The organism is Prosthecobacter fluviatilis, assembly GCF_055388355.1.
Genome location: NZ_AP043782.1, coordinates 4294771 through 4317333 on the forward strand (window position 1 = coordinate 4294771; position 22563 = coordinate 4317333).

The following is a 22563-nucleotide window of genomic DNA, read 5'->3' on the forward strand; positions in this document are numbered from 1 at the left end:
ACATGATCCGTCACCTCCTCCCTGCGCTCCTGGTCGCCTCAGCGCTTCACGCTGCCGACCCGTATGATCTGAAGCTCGAAACCATCACCCAGGGCTACGATGGCAAGACGTGCTGGGTGCACCCGCGCGCAGGCGCCATCCCCGGCAGCACGCCGCAGGTAGTGCTGACGATGCAGAAGCTGCTGCTCACCGGCAGCGATGTGTTCTACGCGCTGAACCACGTCAGCACAGCGGACATGGCCCGCACCTGGACGCAGCCTGTCGAAAACACGGACACCTTGGGCCGACGTGAAGAAGCGAGCGGCGTCATCGTGGCGGCATGTGACTTCACTCCCAAGTGGCACGCCAAATTCGGCAAGCTTCTCGGCATCGGCCACACAGTGCGCTATTCGGACGACAAGGTCATTCACGAGCGTCCGCGTGAGACCTGCTTCTCCGTCTATGATCCCCAGCGCAACACCTGGTCTCCCTGGGCCACGCTCGCCATGCCCGCAGATCCCAAGTTTTACAACGCAGGCGCGGGCTGCGTGCAGCGCGTGGACCTGGAAAATGGAGACATTCTGCTGCCCATCTACTTCAAGGGCCAGGGAGACAAATACTACCGTGTGACCGTGCTGCGCTGCAGCTTTGACGGCAGCACACTGCGCTTTCTGGAGCAGGGAAATGACATCGCTCTGGAATCCGGGCGCGGTGTGTATGAGCCTTCCCTGATCCGCAGCGGCGGGAAGTTCTACCTCACTCTGCGCAACGATACCGCCGGATACGTGTGCAGCAGCGGCGACGGCCTGCACTTCAGCACGCCGAAACGCTGGGACTGGAGCGACGGCGGCGATTTGGGAAACTACAACACCCAGCAGCACTGGGTGGCGCACAAGGACCGTCTCTATCTCGTTTACACCCGCAAAGGCGCCCATAACGACCACGTCTTCCGCCATCGCGCCCCGTTGTTCATGGCGGAGGTGGACAAAGACATGCTCACCGTGAAGCGCGAAACCGAACGCATTCTGGTGCCCGAGCGCGGCGCACGCCTCGGTAACTTCGGCATCTGTGAAGTCAGTGAAAACGAGACCTGGGTCACCGTGGCCGAGTGGATGCAGAAAAACGGCCCGGACTACGTCATCAAGCCCGGCAACAAGTACGGCGCGGACAACAGCGTCTATGCCGCCCGCATCCTTTGGCGGGACTGATCATTCCAGATACTCGCCCTCCACCACTTCCTCCTCCGCCTCGCCGTCCTGGGTTTCGTGAATGGCGCTGGAAATCACACGCTCGGTCACTTCATCGAGGTAGGTTTGCAGCACCTTGCTGAGCTCCAGAAACTCCGGCCACAGCGTCTCCTCCACAAAGCTGCGCGGCACGCGGACCATGACAGTGTTCCGGCGCTGGCGCGTGTAGCGGTACGGCCTGAGCTCGTAGCGGCGCAGCAGGGCGGTGAAGAGTTTTTTCGACCACCCGTCGGTCAGGGTGAATTTGTACTCGATGGGCCGTTCCACCCTGGCGGCTTCGCCGATGCGGCGCTTGATGCGTGCCAGGGCATCTGCCGCCGCCTCCTTTTCCCCCGGCGTGGCCGCGCCTGCATACAGGCGCTCGATCTTGGCAAGTTTGTCGAGGAGGTCCTGTTCGCGCATGCAGGTTCTTTCTCAAACCTGGTCCGGTTGTCAATCCGGGCCGTCTTTCCTACGATGAAGTGCGGCGGATGCCCCGCGTGGCCAGGATGTTGCGCACCAGCCGCAGCATGTCCGCTGGTTCGTAGGGCTTGGGCAGCACGGCGGCAAAGCCATAGGCGGCAGGATTGGCCATCACCGGGTCGTCCGAGTAGCCGCTGGAAACGATGGCAAAGACATCCGGGTCGATGGCTCGGAGCTTTTCCATCGCGCGCACACCGCCCATGCCATTGGGAATGCTGAGATCGAGGATGACGAGGTCAAACGCCCTTCCCTGGGTCACGCTTTCCTGATACATGCGCACCGTTTCACTGCCTTCGGAACTCTCGGCCACGTCAAATCCGTTGCCGGTGAGATTGCGCACGATGAGCGAGCGCACCAGCGGATCGTCCTCCAGCACCAGGATGCGCGGATTGACCGCGCTCAGCTCCGGCGGCGCATCAAACACCTTGCTCAGTCCAAATGCGTCAGCCTCTTCGCCGTCGGAGTCCAGCGGCATGTAAAAGCGCACGGTGGTCCCCTTGCCCTGCTCGGAGCTGACGGTCAGCGAGCCCCCGTGAGCTTTGGCGATGGATTCACAGACCGTCAGGCCCAGGCCCGTCGCGTTGTCAGCCTTGCGCGTGCTGAAGTAGGGCTCGAAAATATGCGGCAGGTGCTCTGTCGGAATGCCCTCGCCCTTGTCCTCCACTTCAATGGCAAGTCCGGACGGCTGAAAATTCGTGTCGGTGACCATTTCGCCTGGAAACATCTCGGCATGATCAGGCGCGAAGCAGCGCACGGTGATCTCACCACCATCCGGCTGCGCTTGTTCGGCGTTGCGGATGAGATTGCTCAGCATGCGGCGGATTTGGGCGCCATCGATCGCGATCTGCGGCAGGCCGGGCTGCACCTCCAGGCGGTACTCCACGCGGTTGGCACGCGTGTGATGCATGAAGAAGGTCTCGATCAGGTCGCCGAGGCGGAGCTGTGTTTTGATCGGCGCTCCGCCGCGTGCGAAGGTCAGCAGCTGCTGCACGAGATTCTGCGCCTGCAGCGTGGCCTGCTTGGCCGTGTGCAGTTCCGGCAGCGTGATGGCATTGCGCAGGCGCATCTCCGCGAGTGAGATGTTGCCCAGCAGCACGGTCAGCAGATTGTTGAAATCGTGTGCAAAGCCGCGCGCGAGCAGGCCCAGGGATTCCAGGCGGTCGATGCGGTTCCGGCGCTCGGCTTCTTCGCGCCGGGCCGTCACATCCTGCACCAGCAGCAGCAGCCCTTCCCCAAAGGGGTAGCCGCGCAGCTCCAGCCAGATTTGCTTTTCGTCTAGGTAAAGCTCACGGTTCACCGTCTCGCGGTGCAGCATGGCATGGGCAAAGGCCTCATGATGCAGCTCCCGGGTGGCGCTGGGCATGATGTCCCACAGCGAGAGGCCCAGCATGTTCTGCAGGTTGCGGTCAAACAGCCGCAGGGCGCTCGCATTGGCATACGTCACACGCCAGCGGGCATCCAGCGCAAACAAGGGGTCTGAAATGCTCTCCACCACGTCCACCAGCGGCGCCGTGCTGCGGTTAGGCATTCCCGTGGCTTCCACCGGTGCTGGCACCGCGCTGGCCCTGAAGAGAATGATCAGTCCCGTCAGGTGCCCCTGGGCATCACGCAGCGGAGCTGTGCGGTCTTGGATCGGGATGCGTTCGCCCGCCAGGGTGGTGAGATAGACCGTGCGCTCCGCACTGTGCGCTGCAGCTTCCGCGGAGAGGATCTCCGCCGGCTCGCCCGTGCTTTGATAGATGCGAAAAACTTCATTCAGGGAGCGGCCGACGGCTTCCTGGGCATTCCAGCCGGTGGCTCGCGCAGCGGAGGGGTTCATGAAAACCACACCTCCAGACAAATCCGCGGCGATCACGCCATCCGCCAGGCTTTGGAAAGCCTCAAAATAGCTCTGCTCACGGCGCAGACGCTCGTTTTCCTCAAAATGCCGCTGCGCAGCCACTTCCACGGCCAGGCGCAGTTCATCGTGATTGAAGGGTTTGAGCAGGTAGCCGTGCGGGTGCGTCTGGCGCGCACGGGCCACGGTGTCCAGGTCTGCACAGGCCGTGACATAGACGATGGCCACACGGCTGCGGCGCTGCAGCTCACGCGCGGTGTCGATGCCGTCCAGCTGCCCGGCCAGGTGCACATCCATCAGCACCAGATCCGGGCGAAACTCATCCAGCCGCTCCAAGGCTTCTTCCCCGGAGGAGCAGATCGCCACGACCACATACCCCAGTTTGCCAAGGGTTGTGGCCATGTCACAGCCCACAAGGCCCTCGTTTTCGACGATTAAGATTCGAATGCGGTCAGAATTGGTCATTTCCCCGTTAGTGAAACTATTCTAACCGATATGAATTAGAAACGCCATAGGAATTCTAACTCCTTTTATCTGAATGTTGAGAATGTGTCAAAATGGCGCTTGGTCGGGCGCTTCTGGCAAGGCCGTTCGATCAAAGAGAAGGCATCGGTAAAAATTGTTCTCGCCATCAATCCTGTTCTTTTAATAAACTTCCGGGGTTGTTTAATCATTCTATCTTATGAAGCGCCTTTTCACGCTCCTTGCCGTCCTGGCTTTCAGCCTCTCGCTCTCTGCTGCTGACACCATGCAGCCAAAGAAAAGTCCGCCCAAGCCTTCGGCCAAAGTGGAGGCTGTTGCCAAAACGCTGACACCAGAGCAGAGGGCCCAGCTTCTGACTTTGCTAAACCAGGGAGACGAAGCGGCGCTCATGGCCATCCCCGGCATTGGAGAGGTCCGCGCCAAGGCCATTCAGAAAGTTCGTCCTCTGGCAGATGTGGTCAACGTGGTGAGTGCAGACGGCGTCGGGGAGGGGACTTTTGCCCAAATGGTGGCCTATGCGAAGGCGGGATTTCAAAAAACGACCCCGCCCAAAAAGAAATCCGCCCCCAAAAAGGCAGACGCCCCGGGCTCAAAATAGCCTCCAGAGGGGAGTTTTCGGGCTTTCGCCTCCCATCCTAGCCCTTCCAGGCGTGTTTTTGAGCATTATTGACGCCTTCGGCCCGACCTTGTGAAATTTTTCACAAATAGCGGTTGCTGCGTTGCGGGACGTTCGGATAATCAAAACCGACTCTCCTGCGGTTCCCTGCTCATACATGGCCACTATCACTGTACAACGTCCAAAACTTGCCTGGCATGAACGCTGGTTCATATCCACGCTGCTTAAAGGGCTGAAAATCACGATTGGCCATGGCATCAAAACCTTCCTCCAGATCGCCGGCAGCAAGCCCAAGGTCACCATGGAGTACCCGGAGCAGAAGTGGGACGAGCATCTGCCCGCCCATTACCGCGGTGCCCCCGCTCTCGTCACGGACGAGCAGGACCGCGAGCGCTGTGTGAGCTGCCAGCTCTGCGAGTTCATCTGCCCACCCAAGGCCATCAAGATCATCCCCGGAGAGATCCCCAGTGACGATCCCTGGGCCAAGGTCGAGAAGCGGCCCAAGGAGTTCGACATCGACATGATTCGCTGCATCTACTGCGGCATGTGCGAGGAGGTCTGCCCAGAGCAGGCCATCTTCCTGCGCAAAGACTACGCCATCACCGGTCTCTCCCGCAAGGAGATGGTGCACAACAAAAAGCGCCTCTATGAAATCGGCGGCCAGCGCGTGGGGCTGGTGAACAAGTGGAACGAGCTCAAGTAATGCCCCCGCTCCTCTTCTATCTCTTCGCATTGATCACCCTGGGCTTCGGCTTCCTGGTCGTCACCGGACGCAACCCGGTCACATGCGCTCTTTCTCTCGCGGCCAGCTTTGTCGGTCTGGCAGCTCTCTTCCTCAGCCTGGATGCCTACTTTATCGGGGTCATTCAGATTCTCGTGTATGCCGGCGCGGTGATGGTGCTTTTCCTCTTCATCATCATGTTGCTGGACATCAAGACGGAGGAAGGAAAAAGCCTGAACCTGCCAGCCATCGTCTCCGGCGTGCTGCTCGCTGCGCTGCTCACTTTGCAGGTTGTTCTTGTGGCTGGCGGCACAGACCTCGCCAGGAAAAGCGCTCAGAGTGCCCCTCTTGAGCTGGCTGAAGCAGCTGGAAAGCTGGGCAAGGCGGCACTCCCCACCATCACGAACGATCTCAAGGCCGGCACTCTCCCGGACGCCAAGCTGATCGGTTTCACCCTCTTTGATCAGTATGGCTTCCACCTTCAGGTGGTCGGCCTGCTGCTGCTGGTCGGCACGATCGGTGTCGTCGTTCTCAGCAAACGCGAAAGGAGCGCCCCATGATCACTCTCGGCCACTATCTCGTCGTCAGCGGCATGCTCTTCGCGCTGGGGCTTGCTGGCGTCATTGCCCGCAGAAACATCATCATTGTCTACATGTGCCTGGAAATGATGCTCAGCGCCGCCAATCTCGCGCTGGTCGGCTTCTCCCGCTTCCATCTCGTCAACGGCCTGCCGGATTACACCGCGCAGTCGCTCGTGTTCTTCACCATCACCGTGGCTGCCGCTGAAGTGGCCGTCGGGCTGGCCATCATCGTGGCTCTCTTCCGCTCCAAGCAGAGCGTGGATGTGGAGTCCGTCACCAAACTTCAAGGATAACGCGCCCGCATGCACGCCAGCATCATCCTTCTGCTGCCATTCTTTTCGGCGCTCGTCATCCTCCTCGGTCATCGCCAGCTTAAAGGCGCGGCTGTTCTCATCTCGGTCGGCTCTTCGATCATCTCCTTCATTGCCTGCCTGTTCCTTCTGGCTGCGGCGGATGACAACAAGGTGCAGATGCTCCTGCCTTTCCTCGATATCGGTCATCTGCATGCCAATATCGACGTCCTCATCGACAAGCAGAGCCGTGGCATGATGTTCATCGTCAGCTTCATCGGCATGCTGGTGCACATTTTCTCGCTGGGCTACATGAAGGATGACGAGGCAAAGCCCCGCTTCTTTGGCGCTCTGTCCCTCTTCATGTTCTCCATGACCGGCATCGTGCTGGCAGGGAACCTGATCATGATGTTCATCTTCTGGGAGCTCGTCGGCCTGAGTTCCTACCTGCTCATCGGCCACTGGTATCAGAAAGCCAGCGCCGCCGAAGCCTGCAAAAAAGCCTTCCTCACCAACCGCATCGGCGACTTTGGTTTCATGATCGGCATCCTGCTGCTCTTTGGTGCCAATGGGGGGAGCGTGAATCTTGACGACTTGAAGACCGCTTTCGCCACCGGCGGCCCGCTGGGAGTTGGCGCTCCAGGCTATCATGCCGGTTTCACCACGGCTGCGGCCCTGTGCATCTTCCTCGGGGCGGTGGGCAAGTCCGCACAGTTCCCCCTTCATGTCTGGCTGCCGGACGCCATGGAAGGCCCCACGCCGGTGTCCGCTCTGATCCACGCCGCCACCATGGTCGCCGCGGGTGTTTACATGCTGGTCCGCGTGAGCTTCCTCATCGAGGCCTCTCCGCTCGCGGCGGAAATCATCGCTGGCATCGGTGCCTTCACCGCCTTGATGGCCGCCCTGATGGCCACGCAGCAGAACGACATCAAGCGCGTTCTTGCCTACTCCACGCTCTCCCAGCTCGGCTACATGGTCATGGCTGTGGGTGCCGTGGCCATGCACATTCAGCATGGGCATCAGTTGCATGGCCCCAACCCGGGTCACCCGGCCATGTTCCATCTTTACACGCACGCCTTTTTCAAGGCCATGCTCTTCCTGGGCTCCGGTGCTGTCATTTATGCCTGCCACCACGAGCAGGACATCTGGAAGATGGGCGGTCTGCGCAAGCACATGCCCGTCACCTTCTGGACCTTCCTCATTGGCACCCTGGCGCTGATGGGGCTTCCATACATCACCAGCGGTTTCTACAGCAAGGAAGCGATCCTCGGCGCCGCCTATGACAGCGGCTGCAGCATCCTCTTCCACTCGGCGTCGCTCACGGCTCTCCTGACCTCATTCTACATGATGAGGCTCGTCATCATCGCCTTCTTCGGCAAGCCTCGCACCGACTCTGCTCATCACGCCACCGAGGTGCCTCTCATCATGCTGCTCCCCTTGGTGCTTCTGGCGGTCTTCTCGGTTCTTTCGGCCTGGGATGGTTTTGCCACGCCCCTGCAGGCTTACAAGCCTGCGCATGAGCCTCCGCATACCACCGTGCTGGCTGCGTCCATCCTGGCCTTCCTCATCGGCACCGGCGGCGCGATCTACCTCTATCGCGGCAAGGACAAAGACCCGCTCAGCATCAAGCTCTTCGCCAACAAGTTCTACTTTGACGAGATCTACACCGTTATCGTCCGCATCTGCCAGGACCGCCTGGCGTGGATCGTCACCGCCTTGGAGCGTGTGCTTGTTGATGGCCTCATCGCCCGTCTGCCCACAGCCATCGTTGCCCGTCTCGGTGCCGCCACCCGCATGCTGCAGGGCGGTCACATGCAGGGCTACACCTTCCTCCTGGGCGGAGGAGTTATTGGAGTGATTTATCTGGTCGTATTTGTGCTGCCCCGTCTGGGCCATTGATGGAGAAACTGAATGAGCGTTCTTGAACTAATCATCGCACTGCCGCTGCTCGCCGCCCTGGCGGTCTGGCTCGGTGCGCCTGCCCGCGCCGCATCGCTTGGTGCCACCTTCGTCAATCTCGTGCTGGTGTTGTACACGGCCGGGCAATACTGGGGCAAAACAGGCCTGGCCTTCACCCACTCGCGCCAGATCCTTGAAAATCCTTCGCTCAGTTTCGCTGTCGGCGCAGATGGTGTTTCCATCATCCTCGCGCTGCTCACCTCGCTGGTCATGCTGGCCGCCATCTGGCAGATTGAAGATCGTCCGCCGATCTTTTTCATCTCCTCGCTTCTCATCGGTGGCGGCGCACTGGGCGCTTTCCTCACCACAGATGTTTTCTTCATCTACGCATTCCATGAGCTCGCGCTGATCCCCACCTTCCTCATGATCGCGCTTCATGGCCGTGCCGAGCCCGCCCAGCGCAAGGCCGTTGCCTGGAAGGCCACCATCTATCTCGGTGCTGGCAGCCTGGTTTTGCTCGCCGGTCTGGTCTGGTTGGTGCTCGAATTCAGCGGTGGTTCCAAGCTCACTTTTGACCTCGAAGCCCTCCGCAGCCAGGCCAGGCTCACGCCTCTGCCAGATGCGAAGCAGGCGCAGATCTTCTTTGTGCTGCTGCTCGGTTTTGGCTCCCTCGTCAGTCTCTTTCCCTTCCATAGCTGGGCTGCGCCTGCTTATGCCACCGCGCCCACTCCGGTCGCCATGCTTCACTCTGGCGTCCTCAAAAAGTTCGGCCTCTATGGCCTCATTCGCATTGCGCTGCCGCTGCTCCCTCAGGGTGCCCATGTGGAGTGGGTGCAGAATGCGCTGCTGGTGATGCTGCTCGGAAACATTCTCGTCATGGGCCTCGTCACCATCCACGCGGGCCGTCTCGACGCCACCCTGGCAAACTCCAGCGTCATGCACATGGGCTACATCTTCCTCGGCATCGCAGCTGGGACGGAGATCGCTCTGAAAGGCGCGGTCATCCTCATGTTTGCGCACGGCATATCCATCGCTCTGCTCTTCGGCCTTTGCGGCCGCATGCGCAATCAGCTGGGCACCCTGGAATACAACAAGCTGGGAGGCCTCGCCACGCATGCGCCTGCTTTCACAGTTCTCTTTGCCTTTGGTGCCTTTGCCTCCATCGGCCTGCCCGGCCTCACCAACTTCGCCGGAGAAGTCCTGATCTTCATCGGCAACTTCACTGAGTTCAAATCGGGCGCCCTCACCAGTCTCCAGTGGACGGTCATCCTGGCGCTCTGGGGCGTGGTGATGTCCGCTGTTTACATGCTGCGCGCCTACCGCAGCATCTTCCACGGCAGTCCTGCCACCGGCCTGTTCATGATTGATCCTGCGTTCTCACAGCGTGTGCCCTTCATCATTCTTGCCGCCACGCTGCTCGTCACCGGCTGCTGCCCATGGCTGCTGCTCAACCTCATGAAATCCGCGCTGTAGTCCTGCCATGAGCGTTTTCACCATCGAAGCCGGCCTCGCCACACTTGGACTCGCACTGCTGCTGCTCGAGGCCTTCAATCCCGCCATCTCCCGCCGCACACTCGGTCTCACGGCCATCGCAGGCACCGCGCTCGCGTTCATTCTGCTCCTCGTCGTGCCGCATGACACCGCCAGCCTCCCCGGCTTCATCCAGCCCTGGCATCAGCTCGACAGCCTCGCCCTGTTCTACAAGGGCTTCGCGCTGGTCATCACCATGCTTGTGCTCTGGCTCACGCTGGAATGTGCGCCGTATCTCACGCGCTTCACGCTGGACGGCAAGCTGGCCGAAATGTTCAGCCTGCCGCTCATCGTCTGCACCGGCATGATGTGGATGGCGTCCGCCCGTGACCTGGTAACTGTCTTCGTGGCGCTCGAGCTCGTCACCGTTTCTTTCTACGTGCTCGTCGCCTTTGCCCGCAAGAGCGCCTTCAGCCTCGAAGCAGGGGTCAAATACCTCATCCTCGGCGCTCTCTCCACCGGCGTGCTCGTCTATGGCATCGCCTGGATCTACGGCGCCACCGGCACGATGAGCTTTGATGGCATCGCCAAGGCGCTGGCCAATCCTGCCACCAGCAAGACGGCAGCACTCTTCGGTGCCGCTGTGTTGCTCTGCGGCCTCGGTTTCAAAGTCGCCGCCGCTCCCTTCCACATGTGGGTGCCGGACGTTTATCAGGGCGCTCCCACACCTGTCACGGCCTTCCTCTCGGTGGGTTCCAAGGCCGCCGGTTTCGTCGTCCTCACCCGTGCTCTCGAAGCCTTCATGGCCGAAGGCTCCATCATCGGCAGTGAGATCCAGGGACTCCTTCTCGTCATCGGATCGCTGACCGTTCTTCTCGGCAGCCTGCCGGCCATGTTCCAGACCAGCGTCAAGCGCCTGCTCGCTTACTCCAGTATCTCACACGCGGGCTATCTGCTCCTCGCGCTGGCCTGTTGTGAAAGCGCCCGCTTCAGTCTCTCCTCCGGAGGCGTCGTGGCCTTTTACCTTGCCACCTACCTGCCCATGACCGTCCTCGGCTTCCTCGGCCTAGGCCTCATGCGTGCCAACGGCCTTGGCGAGGACATCAAGGACTTCACCGGCCTCGCCAAGCGCAATCCGCTTCTCGCCTTGCTGATGACTCTCTCCTTTGCCTCCTTGGCTGGCTTGCCGCTCACCGCAGGCTTCCTCGGCAAGCTCTTCGTCTTCCTTGGCCTGGCTGACCACGGCTGCTGGGGCGCCCTCATCTGCGCCATCATCGCCGCCGCCGCCGGTTTCTACTACTACTTCAAGACCATCCTCGCGATGTACACCACCGAAGGCACCGACGTCCCCGCGCTGACCTTCTCCGGTCCCGCCAAAGCCGTCGCTGGTGCGCTGGCTCTCGGTATCCTGATCCTTGGTGTCTATCCCAAGCCGTTGCAGAAGGTGCTGATATCAGATCGGCCCGCTGTTGTGGCGAAGTGATGGGAAGGAAGATTTGTAGGTGGATTGACGGGGTGTCTTGCCAATAAGCATTGACAGAAGCAGGCCGGGTCAGATAAATGAGCTGCATGAAATCGCGGCTGCTTAACGGCATGGTGTTGCTCACATGGTTGGCCTTTCAGGATGCAGCCATCGCACAGGCCGCAAAGCCCTCGCCTGCATCCTTTGATGATTTGATCGACTGGTCTGATCCACTGGCTTTGACGCAGCAAAACTTGATCGACTTTTTGGACGCTCACAGGAAGGATCGGAGCAAGCCTCCCAACTATAGCGTAAGAACAGAAAAATCCGGAAGCCTTGTGTTTGTGCACGCTGCGAGTGGCGGGCTTTTGGAGAACACTGTTTTCGGAGGCCTTTTCGAGGTCCAACGCATGATGTTTTATTTCTCTGCTTTCAGACCTTCTGTAAGCCTGGTGCTCAGCACCAAGAACGTCACAAAGAAAAAGCTGGAGGCATTGGACATCTTTCTGGCACAAAAAACGGGAGACTCAAATCCCAACGAAGATCCCGGTGCCAGCATTGTTTGGAAGGGACCGCATTGGGTGCATCCTAAATACACGGTCAGTTACAATGTCGGTCCTTCCTCCATGAGTCTGTCAATTCAAAGCCCTTTTGGCAGCGGGCCTCCCCCGCCCCAGCCCACGGTGGAAAACCAGCCTGTTGAATTGCCGGTATTGTCAGCCGATTTGGATGCCCTGCTGAACTTTAACGCCCTATGGCTGTGGACCCCTGCCGAGCTGGAAAAGACCTATGTGCTGAAGACAAATGATCAGGGCGATCAGCCGAAGCCTCCCCAGTTCGAATGGATGAGCGCCGGCAAAGACCGCGCCCGTTTCTCCCGCCACATGTTCAGCAATGTGGAGACAAAGCTCACCATGTTTGGCGGCTCCATCAATGTCGAGGAGGCCATTCTGGAGTTTGTGAACGGCAAAGCCGCGCGTGCCACCATCTCCTTCTACAATCGCGGCGACTCGGGCGATATCACCACGACGGAATTCGACCGCATTTTCAAACTCATTGGTCAAAACCTCGGCCAGGTGATGAAGGTCTCTCCCAAGCGTCAGATCTTGTCCTCCAATGCCGCGCTGCCAGTCACAGGCTGGAACTGGACGTCCCCGGGCGGCATTGCGCTTCTCGAATACAACGAGTACAACACACCCGGCAAGGTCACGAAGCCCGAGTTCCTGCGTCTGAAACTTGCCGCACCCAACCAGGCGGACTGGAGCATGGGCAAGATGGCCACAGGCGTCCAGCGCATGGAGCTGCTCCAGCGAATCAAAAAGACCCCGGAGGGCGATGTGTACATTTCTGGCGTGCCGATGGTGGATCAGGGCCAGAAAGGCTACTGCGTCGCCGCGAGCTGCCAGCGCCTGTTTGAGTACATGCGCATCCCCTGTGACCAGCACGAGATGGCAAAGCTCGTCAGCGTCGATGCAGGAAGTGGCGCGGACATCACCACCATGCAGAAGAGCCTCGCCAAAATCGACGGCGCTTTCAACGTCACCTTCAAGCCCTTGATCAATCCCGAGCTGTATTACACAAACGGCCGCAAGCGCCGTGTCTCCGAGAAAGCCTTCCTTTCCATCGTCAAGGAATACACCGACAAAGGCGTCCCTCTGCTCTGGGGGCTTTTCCTGGGGCAGAAGCCCGAGGAGCCTCCGCTGCCCGCCGGCGGGCAGATCAGCGGCGGGCACATGCGCATGATCATCGGCTACAACCTCGCTAAAAATCAGATCCTCTTCACCGACTCCTGGGGCGCGGGCCACGAGCTCAAGCGCATGGCCATGCTGGATGCCTATGATGTGACCCTGGGCCTCTACTCCATGGCACCACGCGGATTCTGATGAATCACGGCGCGCGGCCTTCCTCGACATCCATCATGTCAAAGAAGGTCACCAGATCTTCGCGGTGCGCGAGGCCGGCCTCGGCACGCTGCTTGATCAGGCCTTCGCTGGCCGCATCGCGCCAGCCACGCTTCAGCATGAAGCCGTTCCAGATTTCGATCTGCTCGGCTGTGGGGCGGTTGCCGTTCTGGCAGCACCATTCCAGGATCTCTTCGTCGGTGCCACCGGCCAGCGTGCGCTGCGTCAGCTCATAAAAATCCACGCCGAGGAATTTGCACACGCGCTCGTCAAAGGTGCGGCTCCCGGACAGGTAGCCCAGGTGGTAGCCCTCAGGCAGGCTGCCCTCTTTGTCGAAGAGGCGGATCTTGTCCAGGATGCGGCCAAAGACCATGATGCCGCCGACCATGTCACGAGGGGAACGAATGGGAAATGCCATGCGCCTCATTAGCAATGGGCGCATGGCAAGTCAATGCAGGCTGGCAGGCTTACTCGGCCTTCTTCTTGGCCTTGGCAGCACCTTTGGCGGCAGGTCTGGCCACAGGGGCCACTTTCTCGCCAGGCTTGGGCAGGGTGCCCATCACGGCATCCCAGCCGGGATTGAGGGTGGCTTCCTTGAGGCTGAAATGGCGGAAGTCCACCGACTGGCCGCTGACGGTGAAGCCAGGAGAGGCCTTCTCCGTGAGGAAGAGGTCATTGGCACCCCAGGCTACGAGGTCGTCCACCTTGCCCAGCATCTTGTCCCCCACCATCTCCAGACGGACCTTGTGCCAGCCTTCTCCCAGCTCGGCGGGGAAGCGGGCAAAGACCACCGCCTTGTCCGGGCCTTCATGGTCGTTGTCGTCGCGCTGTACCGTCACCGACTTTGGCGTGATCATGATGCGCGCCATGTGGTCCTTGATGGCATTGATGGAAAGGCTGGTGGTCTTGGCACCGGAAAACTTGAACTCATACTCAATGACGAAATCCTTCAGCTTGTTGGGCAGCCGGATCACCGCGCCGTGCTTGTCGGCTTCCAGCTCAGAGCCATGCAGCACGCCGTCCACGGCCTCCCATTTGCCTTTGGCGGCCTTCCACGGCGCACCGGCTCCTGAGGCGAGATTGTTTTCATAGATGACCTTGCCAGGGATGGCGAGGAGCGGCTTGTCCTCGGCACGGATGCCGAAGGCGGCCAGGGCGAGGATCAGGGTGAGCAGGGAGGTGTGTTTCATGGAGCGGTGGAAACGAAACCGCAGCATCCATGTTGCGTGAAAATTCCCGGCCTGATAGAACCGGCGCATGCGCACCGCCGCCGTCTGTCTCATTCTCCTGCACACGCTCATGCACGCCGCTGAACCCGACCCCGCCGCCGATGCCTGGCTGGCAAAGACCCAGCTCGCCCCACCACTCCAGGTCCCTGCCACACTCCAGGCATGGCAGCAGCAGCGGGTGCAGATTCGGGCAAAGCTAAACGCACTCCTCGGCGACCTCCCCCCACGCCCGCCCATCTCTTCCTTCCAGGTGATCAGCCGTGAGGACAAAGGCGGCTACACGTTGGAGACCCTCCAGTTCGACAACGGCGCTGGCGAGATCGTGAAGGGCTATGTGTTTGTCCCCAAGACGGCCACACCACAAAACAAAGCCCCCGCCATCCTCTGCTGTCACTGGCATGGCGGCCAGTATGACATCGGCAAACAGGAGCTCCTGCAGACCAATGCCACCCCCGTGGCCGCTGGCCCCGCGCTCGCGGAGGCGGGTTACGTTGTCCTCGGCATCGACGCCCCATGCTTTGGCGAGCGCAACGGCCACGGCCCCGACGGCCCCCAGCAGAAAGGCGGCAATGGCGAGATGACCGCCGCCAAGTTCAACCTCTGGGTCGGCCGCACCCTCTGGGGCATGATGCTGCGCGATGACCTCACCGCGCTCGATTATCTCTGCACCCGTGCCGAGGTGGACGCGCAGCGCATCGGCGTTACCGGCATCAGCATGGGCTCCACCAGAAGCTGGTGGATCATGGCATTGGACGACCGCCCGCGCGCCGCCGTGTGCGTCGGCTGCATGACGCGCTACGAGGAGCTGATCCGCGCCGGCATGCTCAAGGCCCACGGCATTTATTACTTCGTCCCCGGCATGCTCAGGCACTTCGACACCGAGTCCGTCATCGCCCTAGGCGCCCCGCGCCCCATGCTCTTCATGACCGGGGATCAGGATGGCGGTTCACCCGCCGACGGCGTTCGCCACATCGGCGAGATCGTCAGCCAGGTGTACTCACTGCACGGCGGCGATGCCTCGACACATTTCGAAAACACCATCTACCCCGGCGTCGGCCACGTCTATCTCCCCGAAATGTGGGAGAAGACCGTGAAATGGATGGACCGCTGGGTGAAGAATTGATACAAGCAGTGCAGCCATGAACTACCCACCCAAGGCCATCAGCGTTCTGATTCTGGTGCAGTGCCTGTTTATCGGGATGGGCTATGCGCTCTCACGGAAAATGGTGAACGTGATGGAAAAAGTGGAGTCGCCACTTTTACTGCTCAATGCCCTGCCAAATAGCATGGAGTTCGTGCTCAAAACCGGCCTATGGGCATGGATGATTCCGTTGCTCTGGGCAGCATGCATCAGCCTGCGTTCTGAATCTCATCAAGGCATCCCAATGGCACAATCCACGGATGCCAAAATAACGGTTGGCCTGACTTTGCTGGTGGTTTGTGTATGGTCCTATGGTGCCATGCAGGCCGTAGATGCGGCATTCGGTTACAATGGGCCGCTGACTGTGGTGAATTTCACGAACTGAAGGGAGAAGTCGAGCTGGTCAGGTAGTAGCCAAGGTGAGCGTGACGCCCCCTTGACCATTCCTTGAGGCTTGCCCTCTCCTTACCACGAGCTCAGGTCATCGTGCAGCTGCTCCATCTCGCGGGAGAAGGCGGCGCGCTCGGGCATGTCCGGTTCGCCGTAGGGGACGATCTCGACCACGTTCTTGCGCAGGGCGGTGATGCCGCTGCCGCCATCGGGCTGCTGGATGGTCTTCCAGGCATGGTCGGCAAAGCGTGCCGCCAGGATGCAATCTCCCGGCGTGGTGTGGCCGCCGCGCTGCAGGTGGCCCAGCACCGAGGGGCGCACTTCCAGGTCCTGGAAGGGGGCTCCGGCGCGCTGGAAGTACTGCTGGAAGGCGTCCATCAGCACATAGGCGCGGTTGCGCTTCTGCGGCGGGTCAAACTCCACACCCTCCGCCACCAGTACGATGGCGTGGCCTCGGCCGCGGGTCATCGCTCCTTCGATCTTGGCGGCCAGTTTCTTCATCGCTTCCTCGTTCAGCGGTCCGGCCTCGGGGGTGATGATCATCTCCGCACCGGAGGCCAGGCCGGCCATGCGGGCCAGGTCGCCGCTCGCACGGCCCATGGTTTCCAGCACCATCACGCGGCGGTGGCTGCGTGCGGTGTCGATGAAGTGGTCCACCGCCCAGACGAGCGTGTTCACGGCGGTGTCCACGCCCAGCGCCATGTCGGTAAACTGCAGGTCATTGTCGATCGTGGCAGGCACGCCGATCACACGCAGGTCACTCTCCTGGGCCAGCAGGCGGGCACCGGTGAGCGAGCCGTCACCTCCCACCACCACCAGGGCGCGGACGTTCAGGCTCTTGAGCAGCTTGATCACGCTGTCGCGCACCTTCTTGTCATGAAACTCCAGGCAGCGTGCGGAGCCCAGAATGGTGCCGCCTTTGCCCATGATGCCGCTCACGCTGGCGTGGTCCATCTGGATGATATGGAGCTGCTCGGAGATCAGGCCGGCGCGCCCGGTGTGAGTGGCGATGTCGTTCTTCAGGCGCACCAGGGCTTCGGCGTCGTCATTCACGGCGCGGGCGGTGCGCACGAGACCACGGTAGCCGTCGCGGATGCCCAGCACGGCGATCTTCTCGCGGTTCAGGCCCAGGCGTACAACAGCGCGCAGAAAGGCGTTCATGCCGGGCGCGTCGCCTCCGCTGAAAAGTACGGCGACGGATTGTTCGGGGAAGGTAGCGGTCATGGGTTGGAAAAAGTGGGGTCATTTGCTTAGCAAGCGCCGTGCTCGTGGCAAGTGATGGCTGAAAGCCCGCCGCCGCATTCCTTGGGCTCGGGCTTGCCACCGGGTGTGGGCGTGATAATGGCACGGGTGCCCCCAGCCCTCGCCACCACGCTCTTCCCCTTGCTAGCAGCCCTCTTGTACGCCTTTGGCGCGCTCGTGCTGAAACGCTCCAGCGATCTTGGGGTAGGTCTCTGGCGCACCACTTTCGTGGCGAATCTGATCGTGGCAGGCCTGTTTTCTTTCCTATGGCTTCTCGGCGGCCCGCCTATTGAGCGCGACATGCTCTGGCAGCCCGGCATCATCGCCATGTGCCTTTTTCTCGGTCAGCTGGCCCAGTTTCTGGCGCTGGACAAGGGGGACGTCTCTGTGGCCGTGCCCGTGTTTGGGCTCAAGGTCATCCTGGTGGCCTTCCTGACGCCGCTGCTCATCGGCGAGGCCGTGGGCGTCAAGCTCTGGATCGCCGCCTTTCTCAGCGTGCTCGGCATCACCTTTCTCAATCGCAAAGATGCCGGGCAGCCGCCACGTCATCTGCTGCTCACGTTTGTCTCAGGCGGGTTTGGTGCGGTGGCCTTTGCGGTGTTTGATGTGCTGGTGCAAAAATGGGGTCCGTACTGGGGTGTCGGCCGTCTGCTCCCCTGCATTTTCTGGATCAATGCGCTGCTCTCCTTTGGGCTCATCTTCCGCTTCTCCGCCCCGCTCAGCGCCATCCGTCCGCAGGCCTGGCCGTGGCTCGCTGGCGGCTCCGTGCTGCTCGGTACTCAGAGCATCATCTTCGTCAGCACCCTCGCCGTCTTTGGCAAGGCCACCTCCGCCAACATCGTCTATGCTTCGCGCGGCCTGCTCAGCGTGGCGCTGGTGTGGATGATCGGCCACTGGTTCAAGAATGCTGAGCAGCACCTCGGCCCCCAGGTCATGCGCTGGCGTCTCGCCGGTGCGCTCCTGATGATGAGCGCGATCGTTCTTGTGGTGGTGTAAGGTGCCCAGGAAGCCCCTGCGCTCGCCGCATCTCCTACTCCTCTTTGACGATCACAAACGTTCGCACGCTCTGCCCGCCGCCTTCATCCCTCGCCTCGATCTCATGCCTGCCCGGTTTGAGAATCGCAAACACGTGAGCCCCCTCATTTCGCAGCTCCAGCGTTTCACATTTCCACCTCACCCGCTCTCCGCCCATCGCCTGCAGCAGCAGCCGGTTCCCACCATTCCGAATATCCGGATCTAGAATCACCACCGTTCCCGGAATCGGATTCGTGATCCTCAGCACCGGCCTCGCTTCTGACTCAGCCGTCGTCACCAGATCCCCCAGCCAGTTCCCGCTGCTGCCGATCCACGCCGCATACTCGCGCGGCAGTATCGCTCGCCCCCTCGCATCATAATCACCCGCCTGAGCCGGAGGCGGGAGCTTGCCCGCCACAAAAAACTCCTCGCGGCTCATCCGTGCCGGAGGCGTCTGCGGCGTGAGACGTTTTCCAGTTCGCGGATCAATGCGCGCATGCGTGATGCCTTGTGGCATGTCATACCACGTGGCAGCATGCTTTTCATGCAGGTGCAGCATCACATCGCGAAAGATCGGTCCTGCGCCCGTGACGCCGCTCACGTCCTGCATGGGGGTGTTGTCAAAATTGCCCGCCCACACGCCGACGGTGTGCTCCGGCGTGTAGCCCACGGTCCAGTTGTCGCGGAAGGTGGAGCTGGTGCCGGTCTTCACCGCGCAGCGGAAGGGCAGGCGGATCACCGACCAGCTGCCAAAGGCCATCTCGCGCGCCTGATTGTCGCTGAGGATGTCGGCGATGAGCCAGCTCTCGCTCTCGCCCAGCAGGCGGCGCTCCTCGGAGGCGGTGGTTTTTTGCAGAAGCGTCCACGGCTTGAACTTGCCCAGCCGCGCCAGACACGCATAGGCATTCGCCAGTTCGATCAGCCGCACGGAGGCATTGCCAATCGTGAGGCCCAGGCCGTAGTGTGCCGCATCTTCCGTGAGCGTGCTCAGCCCCAGCTCGCGCAGCTTCGGCAGCAGCGTCTCCGCACCGCCGATGGAGTCCAGCACGCGCACGGCCGAGATGTTCAGCGAATTTCCCAGAGCCTGACGGTACGTCATCGGGCCATAGCTGCGCAGGGAGTAGTTCTCCGGGCGGTAGGTGCCCGATGCCGTCGCAAACTCCACCGGCAGATCCGCCACGAGGCTCGCAGGCGTGGCCCCGCGCTCAAACGCCAGCAGGTACGTAAACGGCTTCATCGCCGAGCCAGGCGAATGCGGCGCCCACGCCCCATTCAGCTGCCCGCCATCCTTCGCAAAGAAATCCCGCGAGCCCGCCAGCGTCAGCACCGCTCCTGTCGCATTCTCGATCACCACCACCGCCGCATGCGTCACATGGCGGCCCTTCAGCACCTCCAGCCGCTGCGCGATGATCGTCTCAATATGCTGCTGCAGCATGGCATCCAGCGTGGTGCGCACGGTGCCATTCTGCGCGGCACCACGCAGCATCTCCACCGCATGCGGGGCCTCAAATCCTCCGCTGAAGCGCTGCAGCACGATCTTCTGGTCCAGCGCCACGCGGTGCTCCTCATCGCTCAGCCAGTGCAGCTCGTGCATCTTGTCCAGGATGTGCTGCTGCCGTGGCAGCACGCCCTCCAGATTCCGAAACGGGTTCAGCCGCGCCGGAGCCTGCGGCAGCGCGGCCAGCAGCGCGCACTCCGCAGGGGTGAGATCGCCCAGCGGCTTGTGGAAATAACCCGACGCAGCCGTGGCGGCGCCCGTCATCAGATTGCCAAAGGAGACACGGTTCGCATACGCCGCCAGCACCGACTCGCGGCTCCATGTCATGGCCAGCCTGCGCGCCCGCAGCGCCTCGGTCAGCTTGGCCCACAGAGTGCGCCTGCCGTGCTGCGGCGTGGTGTTTTTGATGAGCTGCTGATGGATCGTCGAGGCCCCGGACACGATGCGGTGGCTCCTCAGATTGCTCCATGCCGCGCGCGCGATGGCCAGCAGATCGACACCGCCGTGGGAGAAGAATCGCTTGTCCTCCGCCGCCAGCAGCGCATGCACCAGATGCGGCGGGATCTCCGCATAGCTCACCGCCGGTGCCGAGCGCGTGCCGTCTTCGTTTAAAAGATGCCGGAGCGGCGTGCCATCGCGTGCCAGGTACAGCGTGGAGGCCGGCGGCGGCCTCAGCAGCGCCTCCGGCAGCGGCAGCAGCCACGGCAGCCCCCACCACCCGCCTGCCGCCAGCAAGGGCAGTACGAAGAGGGTGATTTTCCAGCGGCGGATCATCCACCAATCAAGCCCCGAGTGGCGGTGAAATCCAGAGCGTGATGCTTGCCAATCAGCGGCTGGCACATACAAGCATCGCGCCACCGTCTTGGAGTGCGATGGGAGGCGCAGCGCCACACCGCCTTCGTAGGCCGGAAGGTACGCGAGAATCAATAGGCTGCCCGAAAGCACCCACCCGCGGGCCGGACGGCGGGCTGCGGCCGAAGTCCGTACGATACCTCGCGAAAGCGGTGTCGCCGATGCAGGCTTGCGCCGTGCATCTCTGCAACCGCATTGATTCGCTTTGCTCACCCTTCGGGCAGCCTGCGGTTGTCTATCTTCGCTGCGCTGCTCCTCTCATCCCTGCGCACTCTTTGAGAACGCGCCCGCTTGACCATCCGCCCCAGCGGCGGAGCATGCGCGGCGCATGAATCCACCGCCTACCATCGCCTGCCTCGGACCCGACGGGAGCTTTTCGCATCTCATCACCCAGATGCGGTTCCCCGGCGCGGCGGTGAGCCTGCGCGACAACGTAGGCGATGTCTTCGACTTCCTCGCCTCAACACCCGACGCCCTCGGCATCGTCCCCATCGAAAACTCCTCCGGCGGCTTCATCATCGACACCGTGGACCGCCTCGTGGATGCGCGCTGCGGGCTGCGCATCCTGGAGGAGCTGACACTGGATGTGAAGCTGGCCCTGCTCGGCAGGGCAGGGGAGCCCATCACATCCATTCACTCCCATGCCATGCCCTTTTATCATGGCGACGAATGGCTCAAGGCCCACTACCCCAACGTGAAGCGCGTGGTCGAGCCCAGCACCGCCAAGGCGGCGGAGAAAGCCGTGGCTGTGTCCGGCGCGGCGGCCATCGGCCCGCGCCAGAATGCGGAGCGCCACGGTCTGCAGATCCTCCATTTCCCCATCGCGGGAGAGGTGCCCAACATCACACAGTTCTACCTCATCGGCCACACGGCCAATGTGCCCTCTCTGGAGCACAACCGCACCGCGCTCGTCGTCGAGCTGCCAGACCGCTCCGGCAGCCTGTGCCGCTTCCTCACGCCACTGAGCGAGGGCGACATCAACATGAAGCGCCTTGAATCCCGTCCCATCCGCGGCCAGCCCAACAAGTACCGCTTCTACATCGAGATCGAAGGCTCCACCGCCGACCCGCGCGTGCAAAAGGCGCTGGATCAAACACGCGCCGATGGCGCGACGATCCGCAGCGTGGGCTCCTACTCCGCAGGGCTGCGCTTCGAATCATAACAGGGCCATTCCTGGCCCTTCCGGAAGCAGATCACCACCAACCTTATGAAACACATCCTCCCCTGCCTGTTGGCGCTCTGCGTCAGCGCTCATGTCAGCGCCGCTCCCACCATCTCCAAGCGCGCCAGCGAGATCGACCCGCGTGCCAAGGAGCATCCCGAGATCGACTTCGTCTTCACCGACAAAAAGGGCAAGCCCCAGGACATGCAAAACGCTAGCGTGGATACCAGCGTCAAGCTCCAGGGCAAGCTCGTCATCTGGCTCATGGGCCACAGCGCACCGTTGTTTGAGCGCCTCAACAGCTACGGCCTTCACGCCATCCAGCCGCATTACGCCAACAAGTGGTTCGGCATCATCCCAGCCGCACGCCGCGACGATGGCAAGACGCTCGGAGACATCCGCCTCGAAGCCTGCACTGGCGAGGATGTGAGCGATGTTGTGAGCATCCCGCAGCCGGACAGCATGATGGAGCGCTCCTTCCAGTTTGTGAAATGGCTTGCCAAAGAGCACCCCGAAGGCAAGTGGGAGCAGTTCATCGCCCAGGACGGCAAAGGCCTGCGCTGGGACAAGGTCATCGTCTCCGGTGCCTCCCACGGCGCCACCACCTCGGCCCGCTTTGCCAAGCATCAGAAAGTCGATCGCGTCGTCTGCTTCTGCGGTCCGCGGGACAACTACGACTCCTGGCAGGCCCTGCCCTCCGCCACGCCGGGAAATCGCATCTTCGGCTTCAGCCATGTCCTCGATGGCGGCTGGACAGCCGACCACTACTGCCGCTCCTGGGAGATGATGGGTCTGAACCAGTACGGCCCCATCGTCGATGTTGACATCAGCGCCCCTCCGTTTCAAAACACCCGCCGCCTCATCACCAATGCGGATGTGAAGGGCGATGACAAACGCGCCCACAGCAGCGTGACCCCCGGCGGCGCGGCGGTGAAAGACAAGGATGGCAAATTCATCCACGAGGCCGTCTGGCACTACCTCTTCAATCATCCTGTGGACCAGACCGGATCTCCCACGCCCGCCGATCCCGACTGCGTGAAGGATCAGCGCAAATCATCCCGTTAATTCCAGCTCGTTCAACATCCTA

The 22563-nt window shown here is 61.5% G+C and carries 20 protein-coding genes; 14 read left to right on the forward strand and 6 right to left on the reverse strand.

The window, feature by feature from the left end; translation table 11 throughout:
- Positions 1-2: 2 nt before the first annotated feature.
- Entirely contained in the window at positions 3-1187 is a 1185-nt protein-coding gene (locus ACZ5WW_RS16795) for a sialidase family protein (RefSeq protein WP_377166161.1), read from the forward strand.
- On the opposite strand, the gene ACZ5WW_RS16800 is transcribed toward ACZ5WW_RS16795, so the two are convergent.
- Entirely contained in the window at positions 1188-1628 is a 441-nt protein-coding gene (locus ACZ5WW_RS16800) for a hypothetical protein (RefSeq protein ID WP_377166159.1), read from the reverse strand.
- A gap of 49 nt (positions 1629-1677) precedes the next feature.
- On the reverse strand, positions 1678-3990 hold the full coding sequence (locus ACZ5WW_RS16805) for a hybrid sensor histidine kinase/response regulator (RefSeq protein ID WP_377166157.1): 2313 nt from the start codon (positions 3988-3990) through the stop codon (positions 1678-1680).
- Between the two features lie 217 nt (positions 3991-4207).
- On the opposite strand from ACZ5WW_RS16805, the gene ACZ5WW_RS16810 reads away from it, so the two are divergent.
- From ACZ5WW_RS16810 to ACZ5WW_RS16845, 8 genes are all read left to right on the forward strand, one after another.
- Positions 4208-4606: a hypothetical protein gene (locus tag ACZ5WW_RS16810; protein ID WP_377166155.1), complete on the forward strand. Its 399-nt coding sequence runs from the start codon at positions 4208-4210 to the stop codon at positions 4604-4606.
- A gap of 175 nt (positions 4607-4781) precedes the next feature.
- Positions 4782-5327 (forward strand): NuoI/complex I 23 kDa subunit family protein, encoded by a 546-nt coding sequence (locus ACZ5WW_RS16815; protein ID WP_377166153.1) that lies wholly within the window; start codon positions 4782-4784, stop codon positions 5325-5327.
- Positions 5327-5905, forward strand: a complete 579-nt coding sequence (locus ACZ5WW_RS16820; protein WP_377166151.1) for an NADH-quinone oxidoreductase subunit J family protein — start codon at positions 5327-5329, stop codon at positions 5903-5905. The genes ACZ5WW_RS16815 and ACZ5WW_RS16820 overlap by 1 nt, the downstream gene beginning before the upstream one ends.
- A complete protein-coding gene (gene nuoK, locus ACZ5WW_RS16825) occupies positions 5902-6219 on the forward strand; it encodes an NADH-quinone oxidoreductase subunit NuoK (RefSeq protein WP_322279491.1) in 318 nt (105 codons plus the stop codon). The genes ACZ5WW_RS16820 and nuoK overlap by 4 nt, the downstream gene beginning before the upstream one ends.
- Positions 6220-6228: 9 nt before the next feature.
- On the forward strand, positions 6229-8115 hold the full coding sequence (gene nuoL / locus ACZ5WW_RS16830; RefSeq protein WP_377166149.1) for an NADH-quinone oxidoreductase subunit L: 1887 nt from the start codon (positions 6229-6231) through the stop codon (positions 8113-8115).
- Between the two features lie 12 nt (positions 8116-8127).
- Positions 8128-9588 carry a complex I subunit 4 family protein gene (locus ACZ5WW_RS16835; RefSeq protein WP_377166147.1) on the forward strand — a complete coding sequence of 487 codons (1461 nt, stop codon included), beginning with the start codon at positions 8128-8130 and terminating at the stop codon, positions 9586-9588.
- A gap of 7 nt (positions 9589-9595) precedes the next feature.
- On the forward strand, positions 9596-11068 hold the full coding sequence (locus ACZ5WW_RS16840) for an NADH-quinone oxidoreductase subunit N (protein ID WP_377166145.1): 1473 nt from the start codon (positions 9596-9598) through the stop codon (positions 11066-11068).
- 605 nt (positions 11069-11673) lie between these two features.
- On the forward strand, positions 11674-12930 hold the full coding sequence (locus ACZ5WW_RS16845; protein ID WP_464694164.1) for a hypothetical protein: 1257 nt from the start codon (positions 11674-11676) through the stop codon (positions 12928-12930).
- Positions 12931-12934: 4 nt separating this feature from the next.
- Here ACZ5WW_RS16845 and ACZ5WW_RS16850 read toward each other — a convergent pair whose 3' ends face one another.
- Complete coding sequence (locus tag ACZ5WW_RS16850) at positions 12935-13366, reverse strand: DUF5069 domain-containing protein (RefSeq protein ID WP_377166141.1); 432 nt, start codon at positions 13364-13366, stop codon at positions 12935-12937.
- 49 nt (positions 13367-13415) lie between these two features.
- Positions 13416-14138, reverse strand: a complete 723-nt coding sequence (locus tag ACZ5WW_RS16855) for a LamG domain-containing protein (RefSeq protein ID WP_377166139.1) — start codon at positions 14136-14138, stop codon at positions 13416-13418.
- Between the two features lie 67 nt (positions 14139-14205).
- On the opposite strand from ACZ5WW_RS16855, the gene ACZ5WW_RS16860 reads away from it, so the two are divergent.
- On the forward strand, positions 14206-15300 hold the full coding sequence (locus ACZ5WW_RS16860; RefSeq protein WP_377166137.1) for a dienelactone hydrolase family protein: 1095 nt from the start codon (positions 14206-14208) through the stop codon (positions 15298-15300).
- Between the two features lie 16 nt (positions 15301-15316).
- Positions 15317-15703 carry a hypothetical protein gene (locus ACZ5WW_RS16865; RefSeq protein ID WP_377166135.1) on the forward strand — a complete coding sequence of 129 codons (387 nt, stop codon included), beginning with the start codon at positions 15317-15319 and terminating at the stop codon, positions 15701-15703.
- A gap of 80 nt (positions 15704-15783) precedes the next feature.
- On the opposite strand, the gene ACZ5WW_RS16870 is transcribed toward ACZ5WW_RS16865, so the two are convergent.
- Positions 15784-16932, reverse strand: a complete 1149-nt coding sequence (locus ACZ5WW_RS16870; protein ID WP_377166133.1) for a 6-phosphofructokinase — start codon at positions 16930-16932, stop codon at positions 15784-15786.
- Between the two features lie 126 nt (positions 16933-17058).
- Here ACZ5WW_RS16870 and ACZ5WW_RS16875 point away from each other — a divergent pair, with 126 nt between their 5' ends.
- Positions 17059-17946: an EamA family transporter gene (locus ACZ5WW_RS16875; RefSeq protein ID WP_464694165.1), complete on the forward strand. Its 888-nt coding sequence runs from the start codon at positions 17059-17061 to the stop codon at positions 17944-17946.
- A 34-nt stretch (positions 17947-17980) separates the two neighbouring features.
- On the opposite strand, the gene pbpC is transcribed toward ACZ5WW_RS16875, so the two are convergent.
- Positions 17981-20236, reverse strand: a complete 2256-nt coding sequence (gene pbpC, locus ACZ5WW_RS16880; protein WP_377166129.1) for a penicillin-binding protein 1C — start codon at positions 20234-20236, stop codon at positions 17981-17983.
- Between the two features lie 406 nt (positions 20237-20642).
- On the opposite strand from pbpC, the gene ACZ5WW_RS16885 reads away from it, so the two are divergent.
- Positions 20643-21476 carry a prephenate dehydratase gene (locus ACZ5WW_RS16885; RefSeq protein ID WP_377166127.1) on the forward strand — a complete coding sequence of 278 codons (834 nt, stop codon included), beginning with the start codon at positions 20643-20645 and terminating at the stop codon, positions 21474-21476.
- 45 nt (positions 21477-21521) lie between these two features.
- Complete coding sequence (locus tag ACZ5WW_RS16890) at positions 21522-22541, forward strand: BPSS1187 family protein (protein WP_377166125.1); 1020 nt, start codon at positions 21522-21524, stop codon at positions 22539-22541.
- Positions 22542-22563: the final 22 nt, after the last annotated feature.

What these genes read in the sequence shown, in the direction of transcription:
- ACZ5WW_RS16795 (WP_377166161.1), top strand. Translation starts at nt 3, where the DNA reads ATGATCCGTCACCTCCTCCCTGCGCTCCTGGTCGCCTCAGCGCTTCAC.
- ACZ5WW_RS16800 (WP_377166159.1), bottom strand. Translation starts at nt 1,628, where the DNA reads ATGCGCGAACAGGACCTCCTCGACAAACTTGCCAAGATCGAGCGCCTG.
- ACZ5WW_RS16805 (WP_377166157.1), bottom strand. Translation starts at nt 3,990, where the DNA reads ATGACCAATTCTGACCGCATTCGAATCTTAATCGTCGAAAACGAGGGC.
- ACZ5WW_RS16810 (WP_377166155.1), top strand. Translation starts at nt 4,208, where the DNA reads ATGAAGCGCCTTTTCACGCTCCTTGCCGTCCTGGCTTTCAGCCTCTCG.
- ACZ5WW_RS16815 (WP_377166153.1), top strand. Translation starts at nt 4,782, where the DNA reads ATGGCCACTATCACTGTACAACGTCCAAAACTTGCCTGGCATGAACGC.
- ACZ5WW_RS16820 (WP_377166151.1), top strand. Translation starts at nt 5,327, where the DNA reads ATGCCCCCGCTCCTCTTCTATCTCTTCGCATTGATCACCCTGGGCTTC.
- nuoK (WP_322279491.1), top strand. Translation starts at nt 5,902, where the DNA reads ATGATCACTCTCGGCCACTATCTCGTCGTCAGCGGCATGCTCTTCGCG.
- nuoL (WP_377166149.1), top strand. Translation starts at nt 6,229, where the DNA reads ATGCACGCCAGCATCATCCTTCTGCTGCCATTCTTTTCGGCGCTCGTC.
- ACZ5WW_RS16835 (WP_377166147.1), top strand. Translation starts at nt 8,128, where the DNA reads ATGAGCGTTCTTGAACTAATCATCGCACTGCCGCTGCTCGCCGCCCTG.
- ACZ5WW_RS16840 (WP_377166145.1), top strand. Translation starts at nt 9,596, where the DNA reads ATGAGCGTTTTCACCATCGAAGCCGGCCTCGCCACACTTGGACTCGCA.
- ACZ5WW_RS16845 (WP_464694164.1), top strand. Translation starts at nt 11,674, where the DNA reads ATGAGTCTGTCAATTCAAAGCCCTTTTGGCAGCGGGCCTCCCCCGCCC.
- ACZ5WW_RS16850 (WP_377166141.1), bottom strand. Translation starts at nt 13,366, where the DNA reads ATGGCATTTCCCATTCGTTCCCCTCGTGACATGGTCGGCGGCATCATG.
- ACZ5WW_RS16855 (WP_377166139.1), bottom strand. Translation starts at nt 14,138, where the DNA reads ATGAAACACACCTCCCTGCTCACCCTGATCCTCGCCCTGGCCGCCTTC.
- ACZ5WW_RS16860 (WP_377166137.1), top strand. Translation starts at nt 14,206, where the DNA reads ATGCGCACCGCCGCCGTCTGTCTCATTCTCCTGCACACGCTCATGCAC.
- ACZ5WW_RS16865 (WP_377166135.1), top strand. Translation starts at nt 15,317, where the DNA reads ATGAACTACCCACCCAAGGCCATCAGCGTTCTGATTCTGGTGCAGTGC.
- ACZ5WW_RS16870 (WP_377166133.1), bottom strand. Translation starts at nt 16,932, where the DNA reads ATGACCGCTACCTTCCCCGAACAATCCGTCGCCGTACTTTTCAGCGGA.
- pbpC (WP_377166129.1), bottom strand. Translation starts at nt 20,236, where the DNA reads ATGATCCGCCGCTGGAAAATCACCCTCTTCGTACTGCCCTTGCTGGCG.
- ACZ5WW_RS16885 (WP_377166127.1), top strand. Translation starts at nt 20,643, where the DNA reads ATGAATCCACCGCCTACCATCGCCTGCCTCGGACCCGACGGGAGCTTT.
- ACZ5WW_RS16890 (WP_377166125.1), top strand. Translation starts at nt 21,522, where the DNA reads ATGAAACACATCCTCCCCTGCCTGTTGGCGCTCTGCGTCAGCGCTCAT.